Origin of the sequence: Parabacteroides hominis (genome assembly GCF_014287585.1) — a bacterium.
Lineage (GTDB): Bacteria > Bacteroidota > Bacteroidia > Bacteroidales > Tannerellaceae > Parabacteroides > Parabacteroides hominis.
Genome location: NZ_JACOOJ010000009.1, coordinates 99,659 through 120,665, shown reverse-complemented (window position 1 = coordinate 120,665; position 21,007 = coordinate 99,659). Strand labels below are relative to the sequence as shown.

The 21,007-nt window shown below is 47.4% G+C and carries 17 protein-coding genes; 8 read left to right on the top strand and 9 right to left on the bottom strand.

Annotation, left to right across the window (positions count from 1 at the left end; translation table 11 throughout):
* Positions 1–153: 153 nt before the first annotated feature.
* Both H8S65_RS07490 and H8S65_RS07485 read left to right on the top strand, forming a co-directional pair.
* Positions 154–1,467 (top strand): Gfo/Idh/MocA family protein, encoded by a 1,314-nt coding sequence (locus H8S65_RS07490; RefSeq protein WP_186929365.1) that lies wholly within the window; start codon positions 154–156, stop codon positions 1,465–1,467.
* Between the two features lie 236 nt (positions 1,468–1,703).
* Entirely contained in the window at positions 1,704–2,540 is an 837-nt protein-coding gene (locus H8S65_RS07485) for an aldo/keto reductase (RefSeq protein ID WP_186929364.1), read from the top strand.
* A gap of 56 nt (positions 2,541–2,596) precedes the next feature.
* On the opposite strand, the gene H8S65_RS07480 is transcribed toward H8S65_RS07485, so the two are convergent.
* A complete protein-coding gene (locus H8S65_RS07480) occupies positions 2,597–4,117 on the bottom strand; it encodes a DUF4301 family protein (RefSeq protein ID WP_186929363.1) in 1,521 nt (506 codons plus the stop codon).
* A gap of 174 nt (positions 4,118–4,291) precedes the next feature.
* Between H8S65_RS07480 and H8S65_RS07475 the strand changes: the two genes are divergently transcribed.
* The 3 genes from H8S65_RS07475 (at position 4,292) to H8S65_RS07465 (ending at position 8,119) form a co-directional block, all read left to right on the top strand.
* Positions 4,292–6,508, top strand: coding sequence for a RelA/SpoT family protein (locus tag H8S65_RS07475; protein ID WP_186929362.1), 2,217 nt, complete (start codon positions 4,292–4,294; stop codon positions 6,506–6,508).
* Between the two features lie 50 nt (positions 6,509–6,558).
* Positions 6,559–7,401: a helix-turn-helix domain-containing protein gene (locus H8S65_RS07470; RefSeq protein WP_186929361.1), complete on the top strand. Its 843-nt coding sequence runs from the start codon at positions 6,559–6,561 to the stop codon at positions 7,399–7,401.
* Between the two features lie 157 nt (positions 7,402–7,558).
* Positions 7,559–8,119 carry a DapH/DapD/GlmU-related protein gene (locus H8S65_RS07465; RefSeq protein WP_186929409.1) on the top strand — a complete coding sequence of 187 codons (561 nt, stop codon included), beginning with the start codon at positions 7,559–7,561 and terminating at the stop codon, positions 8,117–8,119.
* Between the two features lie 162 nt (positions 8,120–8,281).
* Here H8S65_RS07465 and H8S65_RS07460 read toward each other — a convergent pair whose 3' ends face one another.
* Genes H8S65_RS07460 through H8S65_RS07450 form a run of 3 tightly spaced genes read right to left on the bottom strand, consistent with a single transcriptional unit; the run spans position 8,282 to position 10,744 of the window.
* Entirely contained in the window at positions 8,282–8,719 is a 438-nt protein-coding gene (locus H8S65_RS07460) for a DUF6078 family protein (protein WP_186929360.1), read from the bottom strand.
* Positions 8,720–8,755: 36 nt separating this feature from the next.
* Positions 8,756–9,283 (bottom strand): GNAT family N-acetyltransferase, encoded by a 528-nt coding sequence (locus H8S65_RS07455; protein WP_293730695.1) that lies wholly within the window; start codon positions 9,281–9,283, stop codon positions 8,756–8,758.
* A 27-nt stretch (positions 9,284–9,310) separates the two neighbouring features.
* Positions 9,311–10,744, bottom strand: coding sequence for a CCA tRNA nucleotidyltransferase (locus H8S65_RS07450; protein ID WP_186929359.1), 1,434 nt, complete (start codon positions 10,742–10,744; stop codon positions 9,311–9,313).
* Between the two features lie 309 nt (positions 10,745–11,053).
* Between H8S65_RS07450 and H8S65_RS07445 the strand changes: the two genes are divergently transcribed.
* Positions 11,054–11,884, top strand: coding sequence for a hypothetical protein (locus H8S65_RS07445; protein ID WP_186929358.1), 831 nt, complete (start codon positions 11,054–11,056; stop codon positions 11,882–11,884).
* Between the two features lie 80 nt (positions 11,885–11,964).
* Here the strand turns inward: H8S65_RS07445 and H8S65_RS07440 are convergent, their stop codons facing one another.
* Complete coding sequence (locus H8S65_RS07440) at positions 11,965–14,466, bottom strand: DUF6383 domain-containing protein (RefSeq protein WP_186929357.1); 2,502 nt, start codon at positions 14,464–14,466, stop codon at positions 11,965–11,967.
* 367 nt (positions 14,467–14,833) lie between these two features.
* On the bottom strand, positions 14,834–15,616 hold the full coding sequence (locus tag H8S65_RS07435; protein WP_255489068.1) for a mechanosensitive ion channel family protein: 783 nt from the start codon (positions 15,614–15,616) through the stop codon (positions 14,834–14,836).
* Positions 15,617–15,836: 220 nt separating this feature from the next.
* On the opposite strand from H8S65_RS07435, the gene H8S65_RS07430 reads away from it, so the two are divergent.
* Both H8S65_RS07430 and H8S65_RS07425 read left to right on the top strand, forming a co-directional pair.
* Complete coding sequence (locus tag H8S65_RS07430; protein WP_186929355.1) at positions 15,837–16,661, top strand: tetratricopeptide repeat protein; 825 nt, start codon at positions 15,837–15,839, stop codon at positions 16,659–16,661.
* A 43-nt stretch (positions 16,662–16,704) separates the two neighbouring features.
* Positions 16,705–17,778 (top strand): acyltransferase, encoded by a 1,074-nt coding sequence (locus H8S65_RS07425; RefSeq protein WP_186929354.1) that lies wholly within the window; start codon positions 16,705–16,707, stop codon positions 17,776–17,778.
* A 59-nt stretch (positions 17,779–17,837) separates the two neighbouring features.
* On the opposite strand, the gene leuB is transcribed toward H8S65_RS07425, so the two are convergent.
* The 3 genes from leuB to H8S65_RS07410 all read right to left on the bottom strand — a co-directional run bounded on the left by leuB (position 17,838) and on the right by H8S65_RS07410 (position 20,988).
* A complete protein-coding gene (gene leuB / locus H8S65_RS07420; protein WP_186929353.1) occupies positions 17,838–18,899 on the bottom strand; it encodes a 3-isopropylmalate dehydrogenase in 1,062 nt (353 codons plus the stop codon).
* Between the two features lie 17 nt (positions 18,900–18,916).
* Positions 18,917–19,360: a methylglyoxal synthase gene (locus H8S65_RS07415; RefSeq protein WP_008149824.1), complete on the bottom strand. Its 444-nt coding sequence runs from the start codon at positions 19,358–19,360 to the stop codon at positions 18,917–18,919.
* A 119-nt stretch (positions 19,361–19,479) separates the two neighbouring features.
* Complete coding sequence (locus H8S65_RS07410; protein ID WP_186929352.1) at positions 19,480–20,988, bottom strand: hydroxymethylglutaryl-CoA lyase-like TIM-barrel protein; 1,509 nt, start codon at positions 20,986–20,988, stop codon at positions 19,480–19,482.
* Positions 20,989–21,007: the final 19 nt, after the last annotated feature.

Below are 21,007 nucleotides of genomic sequence, written 5' to 3'. Positions count from 1 at the left end.
AAAGTCTCCCTTAAAAAGCAAACCAAATACAAAAATACGCTCCTTTTCTCAAAAAGCCATTGTATTTATATTTTTATCACAGTTTTTATTGTACCACTCACCTTTTATTTATACATTTGGCTCAACAACTTATATTATCTAATTCATAAGACCATGACAACACGCAGAGATTTTATCCGGCAAGCGACCTTATTAGGCGCCGGACTTTCCATGAGTCCTTTCTTCATCAACGCTACTCCCGGAAGTGTAGGGGCAAACGACAAAATACGTGTCGGCCTGATTGGCTGTAAAGGGATGGGGTTTTCAGACCTGCAAGCATTCCTCCGGAATCCGGAAGTCGAGTGTATCGCGCTATGCGACATCGACGACGAAGTACTCAACAGCCGGGCAGCCGAGACTCAAAAGATTACAGGCAAGAAAGTTAAAAACCTTTACAAAGACTGGCGGAAACTGATCGACAACAAAGACATCGACGTTGTCATCGTCGGCACGCCCGACCATTGGCACTGCCTGCAAATGGTAGCTGCCTGCGAGGCCGGTAAGGATGTTTATTGCGAAAAGCCGTTAGGCAACAGCATTGAAGAATGTAACATTATGGTTCGCGCCGCCGAGAAATACAACCGGGTGGTACAGGTAGGACAATGGCAACGCAGCGATCCGCACTGGCAGGACGCCATGGCATTCGTGCACAGCGGGCAGTTAGGCAAGATCCGTACCGTCCGCGTCTTCTCATATCAGGGCTGGTGTCCTTCCATTCCGGTCAAGCCGGACGAACCCGTTCCTGCAGGAGTGGACTATGACATGTGGCTGGGCCCGGCTCCTCAACGCCCGTTCAACCGTAACCGCTTCCATTTCACCTTCCGCTGGTTCTGGGATTATGCCGGCGGGTTGATGACGGACTGGGGCGTGCATCTGCTCGACTATGCTCTATATGGAATGAACGTAACGGCTCCCAACTCCATCATGGCTTCGGGCGGCAAATTCGGTTATCCGGACGATGCCTGCGAAACGCCTGACCTGTTGCAGACGATCTATACATTCGACGACTTCACGGTTATGTGGGATCATGCGATCGGTATCGACGACGGAGCTTACGGACGCAATCACGGCCTGGGATTTGTCGGAGAAAACGGGACACTGGTTGTCGACCGCGGCGGCTGGGAAGTAATCCCCGAAAAGGTGAGCGGTAAAGCCCGCATGGAAGCCGTTCCTTTGAAGAAAGCCTACGGCGAAGGCGGATTGAACCTGCACGTGAAGAACCATCTGGAATGTATCAAGTCGCGCAACCGCAATTGCAATGCCAGCATCGAGATCGGCGCCCATATCGCCAAGTTCTCCCAATTAGGCAACATCGCCTACCGGACGGGAAAGAAACTGACCTGGGACGGAAAGAGTTTCCACGACGCGGAAGCCGATAAATACTTGTGTAAAGAATACCGGGCTCCCTGGGAACTTCCGAAAATCTAAACGGTATTTCATACCGAACGATATGGAGTGTAGCGAAGCTGTAAAGCATCCGCTACACTCTTTTTTGCATTATGACCAGCCCAACCGTAATTCGGGTAGGATAATCCGTAATCTGTATGAAAGCATAACTCCTCCTCATCCATACCTTTGCAATATCAGACAAAACTGAAAACAAAAAGGCATACGAACCATGTTAATTAGTCAGGATCAAAGAAAACACATAAACAAAGAAAAGTATGGAAACAGTAAAATTAAACAACGGCATTGAAATGCCGATTTTGGGTTACGGAGTTTATCAGGTGACACCTGAAGAGTGCGAACGCTGCGTGTCGGATGCCATCCGCGTAGGTTACAGGTCTATCGACACGGCACAGGCTTATTATAATGAAGAAGGCGTCGGCCACGCCATCCGGAAAAGCGGCGTGCCGCGCGAAGAACTGTTCATCACGACAAAAGTCTGGATCTCGAACGCCGGGGAGAAAAAAGCAAAAGCGTCGATCGACGAGTCGTTACGCAAGTTGCAAAGCGATTATGTCGACTTATTGCTTATCCACCAGCCTTTCAACGATTACTACGGGACTTACCGCGCCCTGGAAGAAGCCTATAAAGCAGGGAAAGCCCGCGCCATCGGTGTCAGCAACTTCTATCCCGACCGTTTTATAGATCTTGCCAAGTTCTGCGAGATCAAGCCGGCAGTCAATCAAATGGAGACGCATGTCTTCAACCAGCAGGTCAAACTACAGGAGATCATGAAAAAGGAAGGCACGCAACTTATGTCGTGGGGACCGTTTGCCGAAGGCCGTAACAACTTCTTCACCAACGAAGTGTTGGAAGCGATAGGCCGGCAATACGGGAAATCCGTCGCCCAGGTAGCGCTTCGCTTCCTGATACAACGAGGCATTATCGTTATTCCGAAATCAACCCATAAAGAACGGATGATCGAGAACTTCAATGTCTTCGACTTCACCCTGTCGGCAGAAGAGATGGAGGCGATAGGCCGCCTCGATAAGGCAGAAAGCCTTTTCTTCTCCCACTACAATCCGGAATTTGTCGAGTTTCTGATTAATTTATAAATAAAAGGAGGTGTCAAACACGAAACCAATGGATTTTGACACCTCCTTTTACAAGTTTATTGATGTTCCTGGCGCAGCAAATCGTTTACCGTCTTAACCGGGTTGAAGGTTTCGATAGGCACTTCCACGAAGATCGTATTCCAGTCGCTCATCGCACCGTTCCACAAACCGGGCAACTCCAACGCTTTCAGATCGCGGCCATCTTTGCTCTTATAAGAGATAAAGCCGGTGTTCTTGTCCACATAGTCCGGCAAGTTGAACTTCTCGCCTTTATAGTTCTTCAACGCGCAAACCAGATCCACCGGGTTGAAGTGCGTGCCCTTTTCGAACATCGCTTTCTTTTCGGGATCTTTCAAGTCGATCTGCGAGCTTTCGAGTATCTGCAAAGAGATCGTCCCGTCCGGGTTGACAGCGAGGAACGGGCCGCCGCCCGGTTCACCGACATTCTTCACCATACCGCAGACGCGCAACGGACGGTTCAGCTTGCTCTTAATATAAAGAATCAACTCGACATCTTCCAATAACTTCGTTTCAGGGTTCTTCACACACAAGTCTTCCTGCAGGAAATGAATCATCTCTTCCACCTGGTCGTGCGAATACTTGCCGCTGTCGATCAGTTCCAGATACTTGAAGATGCGTTCCTGTAAAGAGACCAACACACCGGCGATCACCTTCTTGAAGATAACGGTCGAACATTTGAAACTGTCCGGAACCACATTATCGATGTTCTTGACAAACACCACGTCGGCATCCACATCGTTCAGGTTTTCGATCAAGGCGCCGTGGCCGCCCGGACGGAACAACAGGTTACCGTTCTTGTCGCGGAACGGGTTGTTTTCCATATCGGCAGCGATCGTGTCGGTACTCGGTTTCTGCACACTGAAAGAAATATCGTATTTCACGGAGAATTTCTCTTCATAATTTCCCGCCTTTGCGGCAACCAACTGTTCGAACAGCGCCTTATGTTCGGGCGACACGGTGAAATGAATGTTCACTTCGCCCGCATTGTTCTTCGCATACATCGCACCCTCGGCCAGATGTTCTTCCATCGCCGTACGGACTGTTTTCGGATAAGAATGGAAAAGCAACAAACCTTTCGGAAGCTGTCCGTAGTTCAGCCCTTTAGGTTCCAACAGGTTGGCGACAACAGCTTTGTACTGTCCGAGAGCAATCAGCGCCGGAATATCTTTCGCTTCATTCTCGATGCAAGCCTGGTTCAAGGCATCATAGAAAGCAAACTTCGTGATATCGTCGAAGAACTTCTTCTCAAACGCATTCTGAGGCTCGTCATAACCGGCAGACAGGAACTCATACAGGTTCTTGAACATACGGCTTGCCGCACCCGAAGCCGGCACGAACTTCACAATCTTCTTATTCTTTGCCAGGTAAGCATCCCAGGCATCCATATAAGTAGCCTGTTTTTCCTGCGGGATCACCATAATCCCTCTCTCGACCGACGCCGAAGCTGTAATTTCCAGGAAAGGAAACCCTTTCACGAAGCAAGCCAACTGTTCTTCAATCTGCTTTTCGCTGATCCCTTTAGCTGCCAGTAACTCTAAGTCTTTTGCGTTTAACATAGTATATCTTTTTAATAAGTTAATAATCAGACACGCTACAAGGGCCTGCCGGCCTATGTATATCGCAAATGTATAAAAATACCATTAGAAATGCACTGATATTCGCAGAAAAACTTACTTTTACGGTATGTTTTACGGACAGCCCTCAAACAGGCAGCAAAAAGACAGACGACTATGGATATACAACCGTTCTTTACCGAAGAGGAGAAAAAGCAGTTTTTCTCCAAGTACAAGCAATTATTACGCCATCTGTACTCTTTCCTGAAAAAAGAAGATTTGGGCAAGATGAAGGAGTTGATGAAGCGGGTTGTGGCTTTGGATTGCTACGGACGAGACAAAAACGGCATCAACGGCCTGCTCCGCAATATCGATACGGCGTTGATCGCCACCGTAGAGATCGGGCTGAAGCGCACTTCGGTCATCGCTCTCCTGCTCTACCGCCCGGTCATGAAAAAGATCATCACATTAGATGAAGTGAAAGAGACGTTCGACGCGGATGTCACCCTGATCATCAGCCGCCTGCTGAAGACTTCGGACCTTTACGCCCGCAATACGGCTGTCGATTCCGAGAACTTCCATAAACTACTGTTCTCGTTTGCCGAAGATGTGCGCGTGATCCTGATCATGATCGCCGACCGCCTTTGCCTGATGCGCCTCGGCAAACATTTGAAGAACGACGAAGACCGGAAACGGCTGGCGACGGAAGTTTCTTACCTGTACGCCCCGCTTGCCCACCGCCTCGGATTGTACACGATCAAGAGCGAACTGGAAGACTTGTCGCTGAAATACACCGACCGCAAGCAGTACGACTTCATCAAACGGAAACTGAACGAGACGAAACGCTCGCGCGACGCCTACATCGCCGAGTTCATCGCGCCTATCAAAAGCAAGCTGGAAGATGCCGGACTCCGTTTCGACATCAAGGGACGCACCAAGTCTATCCACTCCATCAACAACAAACTGAAAAAGCAGAACATCCCGTTCGAAGACATATACGACTTGTTTGCCATCCGCATCATCCTGGACACGCCGTATGAGAAGGAACGTTCGGACTGCTGGCAGGTCTACTCGATCATCACCGACATGTACCAGCCGAACCCGAAGCGCATGAAAGACTGGATCTCCATCCCGAAGACGAACGGTTACGAAAGTCTGCATATCACCGTGATGGGACCGCAGAGCAAATGGGTGGAAGTGCAGATACGCACCCGCCGCATGGACGAGATCGCCGAGCGGGGACTGGCCGCGCATTGGAAATATAAAGGAGGAAAAGCGGAAAGCGGACTGGACGAATTCCTGAACACCGTACGCGCCGCCCTGGAAACGAAGGAGAACAACCCGCTCGACCTGATGCAGGATTTCAAGATGGACTTGTACAAGGACGAGATCTATGTCTTCACCCCGACAGGCGAACTGATCAAGCTGGCCAAAGGGGCGACCGTGCTCGACTTTGCTTTCGCGATCCATACCAAGTTAGGAAGCAAATGCGTATCGGCAAAAGTGAACGGGAAGAATGTCCCTATTAAATATGTACTGAATAACGGAGACACGGTTTCCGTCATCACCGCTCCCGCCCAAAGCCCGAAGCGTGACTGGCTGAACATCGTCGTCACCTCCAAAGCGCGGGTCAAGATCAAGCAGGCGCTACGCGAAGAGACTGCCAAGGCCGTGGACTTTGCCAAAGAGATGCTGCAACGCCGCTTCAAGAACCGGAAGATCGAGATGGAGGAACCGATCCTGATGCGTTACATCAAGAAGAAAGGGTTCAAGACCGTCACCGACTTCTATGTCGAGATTGCCGAAGAACGCCTCGACCCGAACCAGGTGATCGACGAATACCTGGAACAGCTACGTCGGGAAACGGAAACGAACGAACACACCGAAGTCCGCAGCGCCGAAGAATATATCACGACGACCGAGGCGGAAGAGATCGCGACCAACAAGGACGTGCTGGTGATCGACAAGAACCTGACCGGCATCGAGTATAAGCTGGCTAAATGCTGCAACCCGATCTACGGGGACGAGGTGTTCGGTTTCGTCTCCACGCAAGGCATCAAGATTCACCGGATGGACTGCCCGAACGCGCAGGAGATGTTCAGCCGTTTCGGCTACCGCATCATCCAGGCCAAATGGAGCGGCAAGGGAGACAACGGATATATCGTCACCTTGCGCGTGACGGGACGTGACGACATCTCGATCGTCACCAACATAACCTCGGTAATCGGCAAAGAAACCGGCATTTCGCTCCGTTCGCTCAACATCGATTCGGTAGACGGCATCTTCCAGGGAACCTTTACCGTGATGGTGCGCGACACGACGGCGTTGAACATGCTGACCAAGAAGATCAATGCGGTGAAAGGGGTAAAGACGGTGGAAAGGTTAAACTCCTGAAACGGGTTATCCGTTACAAACGGAATCGTATTTATAATCAAACAGAAGAAATGACGGACGGAATCAACACACTGCGCTATTCGGACTTCTTCCTGGCGATGTACTTCGACGGAGGAAGAAGTTGCTTGCACCGGAACCATTCTCATGTGTTAGTCTATATGTACTCCGGTGAAATGGTAATCGATGAAAGGGATAAAATCACCCGGCTGCATAAAGGTGATTGCGCCTTTATCCGTAAAGACTTTAGTGTACAAATGACCAAGCAGGCATGGAACGGGGAACAGTTCAAAGCCATATTCCTGATGTTCACCCCCAAATTCTTGCGCGGTTTTTACAGCCGTTTGGACCGGAATGCAATACCTGAAGATGCCAGGCGAGATCAAACAAGCCTGTACAAGTTACCGCCCAACCGCCCCGACATCGTAAGCCTGTTCGAATCCATGACACCTTACTTCGATTCGAACATCCAGCCGACAGAGGAGTTATTGCAACTGAAAATGGTCGAAGGCATATACGTGTTGCTCAATACGAGCAAGAACCTGTATGCCTCTGTCTTCGATTTTACGGACCCGTGGAAAATCGACATATTGGAATTCCTCGAAAGAAACTACATGAATGACATATCGATGGAAGAAATCGCCAATTATACCGGTCGCAGCCTGTCCACGTTCAAGCGGGATTTCAAAAAGTGCAGTACGCTTTCCCCACGGGAATGGTTGATACGCCGTCGCCTCGAAGCCGCCCGTGAGTTGATACGGAAAGGAGGACGCAAGGTATCGGAAATTTGTTTTGAGGTAGGATTCAAGAACCTTTCCCACTTCTCGAAGATTTATAAAGAAACGTATGGCATTCCTCCGACTGAGGATATAAAGCCAGGAATCAGTCTCGCATAAGTTGCGGGACTTTTTTATTTGTGAACTTTCCAACAAAGCATTCTGAACCACACAACAAAGCCATTGCGCCACAACCCTCCTACCTTTGCATCAGAAAATGATCAGAGTTCATAACAAATAAAATCAGACAATCATGACAACAAGAGAAACAACGAGTATGGAAGATATTTTCAAGAAAGACCTGTCGGGCGAAATGGTTTCCCCCGACGAGCCGGGTTACGAAATGTTGATTACCGACATTTTCGCCACCATCAAGACCGCTACGGAAATGAATACGGGTTACCGCACCCCGGAAGAAGTACACGAATATATGGGCCGGATTCTCGGCAAACCGCTCGAAAAGAGTACGACGGTACTGCCGCCGCTCTACATCGACTACGGCAAACCTGTCACGATCGGGAAGGGATGTTTCATCCAGCAGTGTTGTACCTTCTTCGGACGCGGCGGCATCACGATTGGCGATGGAGTATTCATTGGCCCGAAAGTCAACCTGATTACAATCAACCACGACCCGGACCCGGAAAACCGCAGCGCGACCTATGGCCGTCCGATCGTAATCGAGGACAAGGCATGGATCGGCATCAATTCTACCATCCTTCCCGGAGTAAGCATCGGCTACGGAGCCATCGTCGGAGCCGGTAGCGTAGTGACTAAAGACGTGCCTCCCATGACAGTGGTAGCCGGCAATCCGGCAAAATTCATTAAGAAGATAGATTGACGCCCCTGCCATTCTACGAAAAGATCGTTGCTTTTTCTCACCCCTTCCCACACCAGTGAGAAAAGTTTCTCATGGCGGTGAGAATTTATTCTCATGCGCGTGAGAAAGTTTTCTCATAGGCAGGAGAATAGTTTCTCACAGGCAGGAGAATATCACGATATGCTATTCCCAGTCATAGTCCTCCTTATACTCGTCAAACACAGGTTCGGAAGTAATCCCGTGTTTCCGGAATACATTTTTAATAAATATCTGTTCTTCAGGGGTGATAAGCCGTTCCCGGTTCCGGATGCGATAATACGTACTCCGGCCGAAATGATTATAGATCGGACGTTTAACGATAGTTGCGTCCCGATAAGTCAGGTTGTCATATAGATGGATCATGCCGACAGCGAAACGCACCAACCGTTTTTCCTTAAAAAAGGGACAGGACTTCCCGTCCGATACCACATTGTTGGGATTCACGACCGTTACATACTTCCGATCGGACGGTATATGGGCGGCTAACAGGTGACGAAGACATTTGTCAGCACATGCACACTGTCCGTTAAAACAATGGGCGAAACCATAAGGGGCCGACTGGTAATTAAATTCAGGTTCCATTTGTTTTTTCTTTTTATAGTTAGTAAGAGGAAAACGTTAGTTCTTTCTCATGACCACATCGGTCAATTCTTTATTAAACAAGCGATATTCACTTTCTGTTATCTCACGCTCCGTTGTAAGGACGAGCAAAGAATGTCCTTTGCAGCCACTCCGGTAAGGAGGATGTATGTGCGGATAAGGATTCTTATGAAAACCGCACCTTTTATAAAACCTCAAACGTGCTTCCGAGACTTCATCCGTAATCGGATCTATTTCCAACAATACCATTTTGGAGGCTTCGGATATAAAACGTTGCAGAATCCGGTAGCCATGTCCTTTCCCCCTAAGAGATTGATTTATGGCAAAGTGTTCTATATAAATATAATCGCTGAACTCCCAGTAAGAGATAAAACCGATGAAACAGCCATCTTCGGCATAGGCGTTCAGATGGTAGTTCAGGCAGGAGAAAGCATCGTCTTGTTGTTCATCGGTCCGCTGTTCAAAAACCGGGAAGCTAATCATATACAAGTCTCTGAACATCCGATAATACGCATGCCCTGCACTATTTATTATTATCTTATCCACTATTTTCTATGATTAAAATTATACATGCTATGGCCTTGCCGGTTTCAGCCCCATCTTCTCCGCCCGTTGCAGCATAAAGGCGCGGGCAGCTTCGTATTCGTTCGGGATCACGCCGTCGAGGATCGCGTTCTTGATGGCTTCTTTCAGGACACCGACCGGCTGCGAAGGCGGCAAACCGAATGTTTCCATAATCTCCTCGCCCGTCACAGGCGGCTGGAAGTTGCGGACGCGGTCTTTCTCTTCTATATCGGCGAGCTTGCTGCGGACTTTCTGGAAGTTATTCAGGAAGCGGCGCACCTTTTCGGGGTTCTTGCTCGTGATATCCGCCTCGCAAAGTTTCATCAGGTCTTCTATATCGTCGCCCGCATCAAACAGCAGGCGGCGGATGGCCGAATCCGTTACCTCATCGTCCGACAAGGCGATCGGGCGCATGTGCAGGCTGACCATCTTCTGGACATATTTCATCTTCTCGTTCATCGGCAGCTTCATCTTGCGGAAGATGCCGGGAATCATCTTCTCGCCGATGAAATTATGATTGTGGAACGTCCAGCCCAGGCGCGGATCGAAACGTTTCGTCGCCGGCTTGGCTATATCATGGAAAAGGGCGCTCCAGCGCAACCACAGGTTATCGGTCGTCCTGCTCAGGCGGTCGAGCACCATCAAAGTATGGGCGAAGTTATCCTTATGCCCGATCCCTTCCTTCGTCTCCACTCCTTTCAGGGCGCAAAGTTCGGGGAAGATCAGAGGCAACAGCCCGCAACGGTCCAGCAGGTCGAAGCCGACAGAGGGTTTCGGCGAAAGGACGATCTTGTTCAACTCATCCACGATACGCTCTTTCGAGATGATCGAGATGCGCTCCTTATTCCGTTCGATCGCATCGAAGGTATCGGGATCGATAAAGAACCCTAACTGGCTGGCAAAGCGGACGGCACGCATCATGCGCAACGGATCGTCGCTAAAGGTAATATCCGGATCGAGCGGCGTACGGATCAGCCAATTGTCCATATCGGTCAAGCCATCGAAAGGATCGACCAGTTCACCGTACCGGTCTTTATTCAGGCAAAGTGCCAGGGCGTTGATCGTAAAGTCGCGGCGGTTCTGGTCGTCTTCGAGCGTCCCGTCTTCGACAACCGGCTTGCGGCTGTCATGCGTGTAGGATTCCTTGCGGGCGCCGACAAATTCGAGTTCAAGGTCGCCGGCCTTCACCTGCGCCGTACCGAAGTTCTTGAAGACGGACAGGTAAGCGCCCCGCCCCAATTTCTTAGCGACAGCTTTCGCCAGTTCGATGCCGCTCCCGACGGCAACGACATCGATATCTTTGGAAGGACGATGCAGAAATATATCCCGCACATAGCCGCCTATCACGTATGCCTCAACTCCTAACTCATCCGCCGCCTCCGAAATCAAATGAAACGGCTTCGCCGAAATATGTTTTAATATATCTTCTTGTTCGATGTACATATATATATTGTTTATCAACAAATGCTGATTTGTCTGTTACTTTTGGCTTGACCTGCCTCGCTACTTCGTTCCCTTCGTTCGCTGTCGCGTCTGAAACTCGCTTCGCTTGGGACAGCGGAGTCTTTGCCCGGAGTAGCCCGGACGGTTAAGCCTTGATCTTTTGGTTACTTTTGGATCAAGCCAAAAGTAACAGACAAATCAGCATTTAACACGCAAAGATAATTAAATTCTTGCGGGGATACTAATTCTCTCTTTTTCCAATATCTTTGCAGAGGATAATAAGAAGTAGACAATTAAACAATTATCATAATGAAAAAGTCAGCAATCTGTATAGCACTTGCAGCCGTGGCACTGGCCGGTTGCAACAATGACGAAAAGAATGCACAAGCACGGTTAGACAGTGCCCGGAACATGTTTGAACGGAACGAGTTCTTTGCCGCCAAAAGTGAGATAGACAGCATCCGCATCCTGTACCCGAAAGAGTTCAAGGTGATCCGGGAAGGTCTGACACTGATGCGCCAGGTAGAGCAAAAGGAGGCGGAACGCAACCTGGCTTTCTGCGACAGCCTGATCCCTGTCAAGCAGCAGGAACTGGAAGAACTAAAGAAAGGTTTTAACTTTGAAAAAGATTCCGCCTATAACGAAATCGGCAATTACGTCTCCAAACAGCAGACCATCGAACGCAACATCCAACGCTGCTACATCCGTTCCGGCGTAAACGAAAAAGGCGAAATGTACCTGGCAAGCGTCTATTTCGGAGGCAAGCCGATCAATCATACCGGCATCAAGCTGAGCACCCAGGACGGCCTTTTCGCCGAAACGCCCGCCATCCCTTACGACGGGGGCCTGAACTACCATTTCAAGGACTTGGGGAATACGACCGAAGTCGTGACCTACCAGGGAGAGAAATGCGAAGATGCCGTTAAGTTCATTTCTGCCAATAAAGGGGAACGCATCAAGGTCGAATATACGGGTGGCAAGCCTTATATCCTCTACATTGCCGATGCGGATAAGAAGGCAATCGCCTCGACCTATGAGTTTGCTGTCGTATTAAGCGACATCGAAAAGCTGACGAAAGAAAAGGAAAAAGCCATTAAGAAGTTGGCTTATTTGGAGAAGAAACTTTCGGGAGAGAAATAAATCTTTTCCCGCAATTACTAAATAAAAAAAGGCGGCTCCCTTTGCAGGAGGCCGCCTTTTCAGTTATAAGATCATCGTTCTTATTTTACAATCACTTTGTAAGTGGTGTCACCTTCGACTGTTACCAATACAATGCCGGATGTAGCTGGCATTGAGAAGTATTCAGAGCTTGCCCGGCGAACACCGATTGTCTGTCCTAAGATATTAGACAATGTAATCATTCTACCGGAAGCATTCGTCACGATAACCTGACCGTCATTGCTGATCACCTTGATTTCAGAGACGTTCATTTCTTCGTTGGCTGTCGGGGCGGAAGCGGTTTGTACTTCGAATGCTGCACTCGGAGTGGCCTGCATAACGGCGAAACCGTTTACAACACCTACATAAGGCTTACCATTCTTATCCAACTCTTTCTGGTTTTCCAGATAATAACCACCTTCTTCAGCAGTCTTGAATGCGAAGAGAGCAGGGCTATCCTTCATTGTCTTGATTGAATCATGAGAGATAAACATTGCATAAGTAGTAGCATCAATACCTGCTCTTGTTGTATCTTTAGCTGCTAAGTAATAGCGGATATTTGCTTCAGCTTTACCACCATTAGCAACACCAGAAGAAATAAAATACAATTGTTTTCCAGCAATAACTGTATCTTGTTCAACCCACAAGCTAAAGTTATCAGCTTCGTAATTTGCCTTTGTAATCGGATTACCTTCATCTTTCATTTCAGCAAAGAAGTTCAGCGGATTCATAACTAAAGCATTGTTGTTATAGGCCAAACGTTTGTGAGCACTTGCAAATGAAGCATATTCGGGAGCGTCAACGGCTTCAAGGTTTACATAAGCTGCTTTCTCTGACAGCTGTACACAAGAGGTATTGACATTCATACCTACATACAAACTATCAGAAGTTAACATTGCATATTTTTCAGCTGTAGCATCAGAAATAAATCTAAAAGATTCAGCAGTTCCAACAGCAGACAACTTCAGACTATCAGTTTGTTTAGCGAGCATATCTTTGTTAAACATTGCTCTTAACTTATATGAAGTGACATACAACGTATCTAACAAACTCTTTGCACCACCAACTTTTTCTACTTTATCCACAACCAACTTAAAGATTGCTGCGTCTTTGGCATCACCGGCTTTACCTTTCAAGATAGAATCTGTAGTATAAGCATAAATGTTACTTACTCCTGTTGTTCCAGAAACCAAGTTCAGTACATAACCGTTAGCATTCAATTCGTCTTCTGTAAAGTAGAGAGAACCTAAATATTTGTCGTTCAAATTAACAGGTTGCCAAGAAATCTTCACAGAGTCATTACCAAACAAATATGTATTTTCCTTTCCCTGTACAGCAAAAACTTCCTGATTTAAGATCATCTCAGAATCTGACTGACGATCAACAACAGAGTATTTACCGTTATTTTCTTTAATATACCACTGACCTCTTGCCAAATTAACAGAAGGAACACTGTCGCCTCCCATAAAGGTATTTTTAGTCACGTAATATTTACCATTATTAGCACCTTCACTTACCTTCTGCAAGAAGTAGACACCTGTACCGGTCGGGATTGTAACGGGAGTGCCCTTTGAAACTTTAATTAAAGGCAGTTTACCTTGCAAAGGCTGAGCATCCGCATTCAATTCAGAAACCGTTAAAACCTTAGTACTACCTGTTTGAGCATAAACAACACGAACCGTATCGTCCACAAGTTCCAAATCTCCATTTACGTCAGGAGCTCCAGCAACAAACATTGCCAAAGAATCATTCTGTAAATTGACAACAAACTTAAAATGTTGACAACGTTCATTCGGACGCAAAACTTTACGTGTTGAATCCAAAGCAAACCCTGCACCAAATACATTTTCTTGATTATTAATTGTTGTTTTGAGTGTATCAACACCTAAAAACTTTTTAACCCCATTTGGATATGCTTCATCTCCTTTTACCTGTAAAGTCATAAAGCCTTTATCTCCAATAGAATTAGCAATCAAGTCTTCACCTGTAAAGATATTTCCTTCATATTGATCTCCGAATGTCAACTGAAAAGTGCTGAAACCATCACCAAGATCCTGCGGGGTCATGGTCATTGTGTCAGGTTTAGTCACAGTTAAGCTTAAAGCTGAACCATCCTTAAAAACAAGACCATTATCGCTTCCTAAAGCCAATGTCATTGTTTTATTATCACCAATAGAAGCACTTAAACTTCCTCCATCAGTAAACGTCCATTTATCTACTCCTGCTACTAAAATCGGTTTAGCCTCTTGAGATGCAGCAAAAGATAAAACAGCATTTGTCTTTTTATTCTTAAATTGATAAACTGTTCCAGCTGTTTCTGTTATCCCCGTAATTTCCCACAATGCAGAATCACGAGCAGCTTTATCTACGTTCTCAAACGAAGTGATTTCTTTCACTACTACCGAATCAGCTTTATTTCCGTCCAAAGACAGATAATTATTATCACTGACTAAGTAATAATAATTACCAGCAGTCCATTCATCAGAATCCACTGCCGCACTTGCCGCAGTAAAAGTTCCTACCGTCATCAAGGCCGCAGCCAAAAGTGTAAATTTTTTATTCATATGCAAATTGTTTAATTATTCAGTCCTTTAACAGAGGCAAAGATAGAAAAGTTCAATTTCACAAAGTTATAATCAACTATAAAAGATACTTACGTCCGGACATAATGTACAAAAACGCCATTATCCATGCTATAATAAAAAAAGGCTCGCCACCAAAGTGACGAGCCGGGAATCATTTTCTCTTATAATCAAATAATAATACTAAAGTAATGAAATAAAGTTCTTAATATCTTATACTTATATTTTCTTTGTTAATTATTATAATGATTGACAAAGATAAATCTTTTTGTTTAAAGTTCTATCCTTCAAAAGGACTCCTTACAAAACCTGCCGATTATTGAACGAATCCTTTTCTTTTCAGGACAAATCAGTTATCAGCCCGATGCACAGTAAGTTGCGGGAACGGGAAGTTGATGCCTTTTTCATTAAATGTTGCATAAACCGCCTGATTGATTCCGAAATAAACATCCCAATAATCCGAGCTTTCCACCCATACACGGACAACAATATTCACACTGCTGTCAGCCAACGCGTGCAAGGCGATGAAAGGAGCCGGATCAGTCAAAATGCGGGAGTCGCGGGCAAGAATCGTTTCGATCACCGCCTTTACTTTATCATAATCTTCGCCATAATCGACGCCGAACGTCCAATCCACGCGGCGGGTAGCCTGCCGGCTGAAGTTCGTAACCGCTCCACTACTCAACGAGCCGTTCGGGATATACACCATTTTATTATCGGGTGTCGCCAGGATCGTGTGGAAAATCTGGATTTCCTTCACCGTACCGCCCGTACCCTGTACCTCAACATAGTCACCGACCTTGAAAGGCTTGAACAAAAGAATAATCAATCCGCCCGCGAAGTTCGCCAGATTACCGCTCAACGCCATACCGACAGCGACACCGGCAGAAGCCAGCAGGGCTGCAAACGAAGTCGTCTGTACTCCCAACGCACCGACAACCGAAATGATCAATAAAATTGTCAGGACAACATTTACCAGACTCCCGACAAAAGTCTTTACCGAAGGCTCGATATCACGCTTCAGCAAAACCCGCTTTATCAGTTTATTCACCAGGTTAATCAGGAGACGCCCGACTATAAAAACCAAAAACGCCTTGATAAGCGTCCATCCCAATGTCGCACCTTGCGTCATCAGGGAATTCAAAATACCTTCCAGGCCATGTGAAAGGTCAATTGCTGTTACTATCATAATTATTTATATTTATGGAAATTCATATTTGTTACATAACACTTATCCGTTCCAAAAGTATTAGAAATTGTAGCAAAGGTATAAAGTTTTTTTATTCGAATGAAGAACCGATTTTATTATGTAGTTTTGCAACCGGTCAGATAACAGATATAAACGATAGAGAATGAGGACTTTCTTGATTATTATAGGGGTGTTCCTTTTTATGGGGAATGGCTTTGCACAATCATACGAAGAATTAATAGAGAAGAGCTACGACTTCGTAGATAAAGGCGACTTGGTGTCCGCAGAAGAGAGCCTGAAAGCGGCCATGCGCAAAAAACCCGCTAACCCGCTGAACTATGCCCTGCTCACGAATCTCGGAACCATACAACGCCGGCAGGGGAAGTTGCAGGACGCGCTTATCTCCTACACTTCCGCATTAAGCGGACATACAAAGAATATCACCATTCTCGAAAACCGGGCTTCCCTTTATACCGAACTGGGAGAAACAGAAAAGGCATTGAACGACTATAACACGCTGTTGATTGAAGATCCGGAACATCAGGAAGCGCTCTATTGCCGCGGATTGCTCTACATCCAGTTACAAAATTATATGTGGGCGGAACAGGACTTCGACAAGATCCTGGAAGTAAACGAGAAGTCGGTCCGCGCCCGCCTCGGCCATGCCATCCTGGAAAAGATGCGCGGGAACTATGACGAAAGCGAACGGATATTCAACTACCTGATCAGCGAAATGCCCCGCGACTGGGTTCTCTACGAAGGACGGGCGGACCTGTATTTTATGATGGGAAAGAACGCACGGGCAATGGCGGATATAGAAAAGGTCTTTACCGAAAGCGAACCGACAGCCAACCTCTATGTGCTGAGAGGCAAGATCAAGCTGGCACAATACGAAAAGGAACGGGCAGCCCTCGATTTCAAGAAAGCCGAATCAATGGGATATAATAAGGAAGTAATCAAGGAATTGATGAAACTCGCCCAACAATAAGCTAACAAATATTTTCTAACATACTTAAATCATCTTACTTATTATGCAGAAAGACACTAAACGCAATTTTGCGCTCGATGTACTGCGGGTACTGGCCTGCTACATGGTAATCCAGGTACACACCGGAGAGTTTTATTATATCGGCCCTGTCGGGGACGTGATAAAAGGGGAGAATGCTTTTTGGGTAGACCTTTATAACTCGGTCTGCCGCTCGGCTGTTCCTCTGTTCGTGATGCTGACCGGATATTTTCTTCTTCCGGTAAAAGACGAGCCGGCACAATTCTTCCGCAAACGCTTCACGCGTGTAGTCATACCTTTTATATTCTGGTGCATCGCTTATTCTTTCTATCAGTTCTTCCGAGGACAAGCGGACTTTGCAACCGCCTGTATGAATATCCTCAAAATCCCGGTAAACTTCGGGACACAAGTGGGGCATCTGTGGTACGTATATATGCTGATGGGACTGTATCTCTTCGCTCCTATCATTTCGCCTTGGTTAAAAACGGCTTCGCGAAAGAGCATCGAGCTATATCTTGGGATATGGGCGTTTACTTTGTGCGTGCCTTATATCCATCTGGTATTTCCGGATATATTAGGGGAATGTTTCTGGAACGGGACTCCGATGTTATACTATTTCTCCGGGCTGCTGGGATATATGGTATTAGCTTATTATCTGCGGACATATGCTTCGGAACGGAAAAGTTGGAACCTGCCGGTCGGCATCGCTTTATTGGCAGTGGGCTATTTCATCACCTGGTATGGTTTCCACGAACGGTTATCGACAGCCGAATACGTCCCGCAACTGGAAATCACCTGGGGATACGAGACTATCAACGTAGCAATGGTGGCAACGGGCATTTTTCTGTTGATCAAGAATATCCGGATCAAGAACCCGGATTCAGCCTGCGGAAAGTCAGTTACGGATATATCGATTAAAAGCTATGGGATTTACCTGGTACATATCATGTTGCTGAACCTGTTCTATGACTTGTTGAATAATCTGTTCGACAGTGCCATGATCAAGATTCCGGTAATCGCAATCTGTACTTTCATTACTTCTTATTTAGTAATCAAAGCCCTCTCCTATCTTCCGAAGAGCAAATACATAATCGGATAACCATATTTATCGGAAGTGTGCCATTTGGTATTTTTGACACACTTCCGTTTCTCCAGCAATTACTTCTTCCCGATATAGTCGACAATCCATGCGCCGACCTCTTTTGTGCCATATCTTGCACCGCCTTCCACCTGGATTTCGGGGGTACGGACATTAGCATCCAGAGAAGCATCCACGGCCTCGCGGATCAAAGCGCCTTCCGCCTTGCAACCGAAATATTCGAACAGCATGGCAACCGAAAGGATCTGTGCCAACGGGTTGGCGATATTCAATCCTTTAGCCTGCGGCCATGAACCATGAATCGGTTCGAATACAGGAGTGCTTTCGCCCGTCGAAGCAGAAGGGAGCAAGCCCATAGAACCGCTGATGCAAGAACCTTCGTCGGTAAGGATATCGCCAAACGTATTTTCCGTTACCATGACATCAAAGAATTTGGGTTCCTGGATCATACGCATGGCAGCATTGTCGACATACATATAGTCGGTCTGAACTTCCGGATAAGAAGGAGCCATCTCTTGTGCGATCTGGCGCCACAGGCGCGAAGAGGCCAGGACATTCGCCTTATCGACCACCGTCAGATGCTTCTTCCGTTTCATGGCGTATTCGAAACCGACTTTCAAGATGCGCTCGATCTCAGGGCGTGTATACATATTGGTATCGTAGGCCTTATCGTTATCCTGATATTTCTCCCCGAAATACATGCCTCCCGTCAGTTCACGGATACACAGGAAATCCGCACCGTCCACCAAGTCGGCACGAAGCGGAGATTTATGCAGCAGGCACTTAAAGGTTTGTACGGGCCGGATATTCGCAAACAACCCCAGTTTCTTACGCATAGCCAGCAATCCCTGTTCAGGGCGCACCTTGGCTGTCGGATCGTTGTCGAACTTCGGATCGCCTACGGCAGAGAAGAGGACGGCATCCGCTTCTTTACAAATCCGGTACGTTTCTTCGGGGAAAGGGTCTCCCACCTTGTCGATAGCATCAGCCCCGCAAAGAGCATACTCATAACGGACTTCATGTCCGAATTTCTTACAAACGGCACTCATCACATCCACACCTTGTGCAGAGATTTCAGGACCGATCCCGTCTCCGGGAAGTACAGCAATATTCAATTTCATATTCGTTTGTTATGTTATTATTCTCTTTTAAAATAGACGTATTTAGGTTCTGTCGGGACATAGTTTTCATCATCCCACAGCGTACTTGTGATCATCAGGTCGGCACTATACCGGTTACAAGCGATAGGCACGTTATGGACACGGCACTGGCGAAGCAACATTTGGATATCGGCCTCGTGCGGCTGCGGGTTCAGGTCGTCGATCAGGAATACGGCAAGGTCTATTTCCTTCCGTACTACCATCGCTGCAATTTCGGCATCTCCACCCAGCGGGCCGGAATGCATGCAGGCGATATCCGCCGGAACACCTTTTTCTTCCATTGCCTTCCGAACCAGATTTCCGGTTGTTCCGGTACATACAATGTGATGATGGGACAGAAATTCAGCATTGTGAACAGCCCATTCTACCATGTCAGCCTTCCGGTTGTCGTGCGCAACAAGCGCGATTGTTAACTTCTTCATGACTTCAATAATTTATTAATTAGCCAAATCTTTGATATATGAATTATCCTATAAAAGAAACCTGCGTAAACAGGAATTGGTTCATCGCATAACCGTCATATCAATTCATCGGTACATTATTATTGTTCTATCTTGTTCAGCATCTTCAGTGTCGCCTTGATAGCAGCTTCTGTCTGGTCTGCATCGAGACCGCGGGTTTTAAAGTCCACTCCTGCATAATTCCAGCTGATGATGGTCTGCACAAAGGCATCGGTCCGTCCGCCGGGCGGTATGGAAACGGAGTAGTTGGTCAGCATCGGGAAAGGACGCCCCAGATCGGTATAGATCTTCCGCAGGGCACGAACGAAGGCGTCGTACTGTCCGTCGCCGGAAGCCGACTCCTGGTAGGCTTCGCCATTGATCTCTATCTTCAGGGTAGCGACCGGTTTCAGTCCTTGAGCCAAAGACAGGGAATAATTCAGTATACGGATGCGCTGGTCGGCCATCGTATCGTGATGGAGCACATCGCTGATGATATACGGGAGATCCTCCGTCGTAACCATTTCTTTCTTATCACCCAGTTCGATAATCCGTTCGGTAACCTTACGCATGGAGTTTTCATCGATATCGATCCCTAACGATTCGAGGTTCTTGCGGATATTCGCTTTGCCGGATGTCTTGCCGAGGGCATATTCGCGGACACGACCGAAGCGTTCGGGCAGCAGGTCATTGCAATACAGATTGTTTTTGCTGTCGCCATCGGCATGGACACCGGCACATTGCGTAAAGACATGTTCCCCGATAATCGGTTTGTTGGGCGGGATATGAACACCTGAGAAGGTTTCCACCAGGCGGCTGGCGTAATTGATCCGCTCCTCCCTGAGCGTTGTCTCCACTCCCAACTGGTCTTTCAGCACGGCAAGCACACTGCTAAGCGGGGCATTCCCGGCACGCTCCCCCAATCCGTTCAACGTGGTATGAAGCCCTTCTATGCCGGCACGGACAGCGGAGTAGACATTCGCTACCGCCAGGTCGTAGTCGTTATGGGCATGGAAATCAAACTTCAGGTCCGGATAACGCGTAACCATTTCCTTACAATACTCGTAGGTGTTGCCGGGGTTCAGGATGCCGAGCGTATCGGGCAGCATAAAACGCCGGATCGGTAGGTCGCGAAGCGAATCGACTGCCTGAAAGACATATTCAGGCGAGTTCTTGATACCGTTCGACCAGTCTTCCAGATAGACGTTCACGGCGATCCCCCGTTCGGTCGCCAGGTTGATGACGGAACGTATATCGGCAAAATGCTGTTCGGGAGTTTTGCGAAGCTGTTCCGTCACATGCTTGTAAGAACCTTTGCAGAGCAGGTTTACCACACGGCATCCGGCTGCTTCGATCCAGTCGAGCGAGACGTTGCCATCTACAAAGCCGAGCACTTCGAGCTTTTGCAGGTTTCCGGTACGTTCCGCCCAGGAAGCCACGCGCTTCACGGCCTCAAATTCACCGTCCGAGACACGCGCGGAAGCGATCTCCAGACGGTTCACGCCCAGGTCGAGCAATGCCTGTGCAATACTCAGCTTCTCATGCGCCGCAAAGGAAACCCCTGATGTCTGTTCCCCGTCACGCAGGGTGGTATCCATTATTTCTATCATAATTATTTATATCACATAA